The organism is Ruminococcus callidus ATCC 27760 (assembly GCF_000468015.1).
In the GTDB taxonomy this organism is placed as follows: Bacteria; Bacillota; Clostridia; order Oscillospirales; family Ruminococcaceae; genus Ruminococcus_C; species Ruminococcus_C callidus.
Map to the genome: position 1 here is coordinate 1 of NZ_KI260496.1, position 3,730 is coordinate 3,730.

The following is a 3,730-nucleotide window of genomic DNA, read 5'->3' on the forward strand; positions in this document are numbered from 1 at the left end:
GAAACAAACCGCCTACCGTTATTGGTATGCCCTCAAGTTATTAGTATATCATATCTTGCAAAAAATGTCAAATGCAAGCCGCCGCATCATTGCCGGAGTTCTCTGGTGATGGTGCGGTTTTTTGTTGCCAGTCAGTGCCGCCTTGACAAAATGCAACATTCTGTTCTTTGGAACTTGACTTTTTCGAGAAAATATGGTATTCTATTTTTGTCGCATTTGTGATAAAAAGAAAGAATCTGATGAACAGATGACATGAGAAAGGAATGCATTTCTATGATACAGAGAAAAACCTGCCTTGGGGGAATTGCAGCAGCGGCGGCATTACTGCTGGCTGTGACCGGCTGCGGAAAGTCGTATCCTGCTAAAAACGCTGCCCAAAAGGCGGAAACCAGTGCCGCATCAGAAAGCACAGAAGCAGCTGATGCGGAGAACCGTCCGACGGTGGAACAGGCGGATTTCCAGCTGAAACCGTATGCCATGGACGGAATCGGGTGTGCGGTAGAAGTGCCGGACACCTTTACAACCGGCTCCGGCAACTCTGCTGTTTCCGGCAGACTGTCCTTTGACGGCACGGAAAGCGATGATGCCATTGTTGTCGCAGCGTATGATGCCCAGCCGGAAGAAGAATTCAACCAATTTCAGGAAGACGACCTGTTCGAACTGATTAACTTTTCGACCACGCTGCCGCAGCTGCAATATTTTCGGGAAACGGAAATTGCCCATGCGGAAAATATGCCCTGTAAGGCGTTTGTGGGCGAAACACTGGGGACAATTGCCGGAGAGGATACCTATGTGACGATTCTGGCGGTCAACTGTCCTGCACAGGACAAAATGTACGTCTTTTCCATGCGGGACAAGACCGGCGAGTTCCAGAACTACCGCGATCAGCTGGCAGACCACATCTATCTGAATGAAACCGGCTATGTGGTAGAGAACGACCAGTTGGCTGATGCACCGGAACCGGAGCCGCTGTCCTATTCCAACGACACCATTGGATACCAGATCGATTTGCCTGAGAAGTGGGAACGGGTCACTGACACCAGCCATTTTTACGGGCTGGAATCGCTGGCTTCCCAGTATGACGGCTATGACCTGTTCATGAACCGCGATCGGGACTATGCCATTGTGGCAGCCAAGTCCATGACGGTTTCCGATACGGAATTCTATGCGGCAATGGAACAGTACAAATCCATGTGGACAGGTGCCGGCGGCAATGAACTGGTCACCTCCAAGGAGTGCACCGTGTGGGGCTATGCGGCATATCAGCTGGTCATCAATCACACAGCCGGTGCAGATCCCACCACCAGCGTGACGTGGCTCATCAACAAAACCGGCGATCAGTCCAAGTGGCTGCTGGTTCGTTACTGTTACCGTGAGGACAGTGCGGCAGAATTTGCAGACACGCTGATCAACAGCATTCATCTGCAATAAGACAAATTCCCTAGAAAAATAGTTTTCCCAGTCCGGCAGCCGCCGGACTTTTTTTGTTTTGTCAGGCGAAAATATGACAGAATCTCTGAAAAAGTTACAATTTGGATAGGAGAATCTTGCTCGGTTTCCTCTGAAATTCGTAGAAAAGCAACACTTTTCCACATAAAAAATTGTGCAGATATGCAAAAGTTCGGGGAGAACCTGCCGGAAAGTCTTGCAAAACGGTTACAAACATGGTATAATAGCATTTGTACGGTGACCACCGCCGTGAGGGGACAACCTCTTCTCACGGAAATGATGTCTGCCGTTCGCCCTTGCCTGTGACAGACAGGCGGGCGAGGCAATGCAGGCGGCACACAAGTTCTGGGGCGGATCGTCTGGCTGTGACAGATCCTTTGATCCGACAGGACAATGCCGGCAGAGCACGGCGTATCCCTTCCGCTTTCAGGACCGGACAGGCGTGTGCAGCACAACGCATTGCAGCGGCAGGTTTCTCCGTACATCTGCGATGCAGCGACTGCTGACAACGCAAAATTCTCAAAGGAGCGTTTTTATGCGTAAGAAAATCATGGCAGTCGTTTTATCCTGTCTTACTATTTTCGCTTTGGTCGCTTCGTCCTTTGCGGTGACGTTTTCCGCGTCTGCCGTTTCCGTGGACGAAATGACAAAAGCCGCTGTACAGATCATCTCTCGGAGCGAGGGTACCTATGGTACGATCAATCCCAACGATAACGGTGCAGTCAGCATCGGTATGTTACAGTGGCATGCAGACCGTGCCCTCCAGCTGATGCGTTCGATCGCAAACGCAGACACCGGCTCGGCACAATCCATTCTGGGAAGCTCGTTCTATAACGATGTGATGAATGCTTCCAACTGGAACTCCCGTACATTTTCCAGTGCAGAGAGCACAGCAGCTTCCAACCTGCTGACTACCTCCGCCGGAAAGTCCAAACAGGACGCACTGGCATACAGTGACGTACAGGGCTATATCAGTGCCGGACAGAATCTGGGCATCTCCAACGCCGGCGTGCTGGTGTATTATGCCGAACTGTACAACCGCGGCATGGGCGTTGCAAAACGGATCCTGAACGCGGCGGCAGGCGGCGGCTCTTACAGCAGCGTGACACTGTCAAAGCTGCACACCACTGCACTGGCGAACAGTTCCAGCTATTACACCGACCGTCTGAACAATGCCTATAACACCATTGTTTCGCTGGGCTGGGGCGATGCCTCGGTTTCCGGCGGCGGGGACAACGGCAGCGGCGGTGGTTCTGCGGACACTTCCGATTTCTCGGAAAGCTATGCCGGTACATATACGGTGACGGCTTCGTCCCTGAACGTCCGCAGCACACCGTCTACCTCTGGTGCAAAGGTGGGCGTACTCCCCAACGGGGCACAGGTAACCGTCACTTCTGCCAACGGCAGCTGGGCGGCGGTGTCCTATAACGGCATCAGCGGCTACTGCTCTATGGATTACCTGAAGCAGAATGCCGCACAGACGACCGTACCGGCAGAAACCACGGCTCCGGCACAGACCACCACCACGGCGGCAACCGCAGCCACTTCGGATTTCAGCGAAAGCTATGCCGGCACCTACAGTGTGAACGCATCTTCTCTGAACATTCGCAGTGCCCCCACAACGTCCGCTTCCAAGGTGGGCAGCATTCCCAACGGGGCACAGGTGACTGTCACTTCCGGCAACGGCAAGTGGGCAGCGGTGTCCTATAACGGCATTAGCGGCTACTGCTCTATGGACTATCTGAAGCAGGCAGCTGCCCAGACCACGACCACAGAGGAAACTACCACACCGGCAGAAACCACTACAACAACCGCTGAAACCACAACCACCGCTGCATCACAGCAGGACACAGAACCGGCAGAAACCACGCCGATCGATATGAACCGTGTCGACGAAGCATATGTTTCGCTGTACGGTGATGTCAACTGTGACGGAACGATCGACATTCTGGATGCTGTGCTGCTGCAAAAGTACCTGAACGGCAGTGTGCAGCTGAACTATACACAGCTTGCCAACTCCGACTGCCAGAAGGACAGCCAGCTGGACATCACAGATGTGACCGTCCTGATGCAGTACTTGCTGAGAAGCTTCACTTCTTTACCGGTCGCATAATGTGACCAGCGAAAAAACTGGATAAAACGACAGCCCGCCGCATTCCGGCATATGGAATGCGGCGGGCTTTTTGTTTGTGGTGAATTGTTGTTAATTTGAGTACCACCTAAACTTGAACAAAAGATTTTACTTCCAATCCCTCCACCAGCTTCGCTGGTCCCCCTCGTA

2 protein-coding genes are annotated in these 3,730 nt (G+C 52.7%); both read left to right on the top strand.

From position 1 onward, the window contains the following. Window positions 1-273: 273 nt before the first annotated feature. Window positions 274-1,431 carry a hypothetical protein gene (locus tag RUMCAL_RS13730; protein ID WP_040648376.1) on the top strand — a complete coding sequence of 386 codons (1,158 nt, stop codon included), beginning with the start codon at window positions 274-276 and terminating at the stop codon, window positions 1,429-1,431. Window positions 1,432-1,984: 553 nt separating this feature from the next. Next, complete coding sequence (locus RUMCAL_RS13735) at window positions 1,985-3,562, top strand: SH3 domain-containing protein (protein WP_040648379.1); 1,578 nt, start codon at window positions 1,985-1,987, stop codon at window positions 3,560-3,562. Window positions 3,563-3,730: the final 168 nt, after the last annotated feature.

Bases quoted from the DNA above. Each gene is read 5' to 3' on its own strand.
- RUMCAL_RS13735 (WP_040648379.1), top strand. From the start codon at position 1,985: ATGCGTAAGAAAATCATGGCAGTCGTTTTATCCTGTCTTACTATTTTC.
- RUMCAL_RS13730 (WP_040648376.1), top strand. From the start codon at position 274: ATGATACAGAGAAAAACCTGCCTTGGGGGAATTGCAGCAGCGGCGGCA.